At 65.0% G+C, this 323-nt stretch carries 1 pseudogene; it reads right to left on the bottom strand.

Annotation, left to right across the window (positions count from 1 at the left end):
* Positions 1 to 323, bottom strand: a pseudogene (locus EN859_RS36470) (molecular chaperone HtpG); the annotation flags it as partial.

The following is a 323-nucleotide window of genomic DNA, read 5'->3' as shown; positions in this document are numbered from 1 at the left end:
GTCCACAGCGCGCTCGCCTGGTTGACGGTCTCGTCCTCGTCTTTCGTGACCATCGCGCTCTTTTCCGCGTCCCACTCTTCCTTTTTCATCAGGATGGGCAGCGCGACGTGGTCCGAATAGCGCTGAATGATCGACTTGAGCCGATGCGACGACAGCAGTTCGTCCTCGTCCGCGCGCAAGTGGAGCGTGATCGTGGTGCCGCGCGCGGCGCGCTCGATGGTCTCTACCTCGAAGTCGCCCTGGCCTGAGCTGACCCAGCGCACGCCTTCGGAGGCGGGCAAACCGGCGCGGCGCGTCTCGACCGTGATCGTGTCCGCGACGAT

This window comes from Mesorhizobium sp. M00.F.Ca.ET.216.01.1.1 (genome assembly GCF_004010325.2).
In the GTDB taxonomy this organism is placed as follows: Bacteria; Pseudomonadota; Alphaproteobacteria; order Rhizobiales; family Rhizobiaceae; genus Mesorhizobium.
The sequence above is the reverse complement of the archived record's forward strand: the minus strand, read 5'-3'. Positions and strand labels throughout refer to the sequence as shown.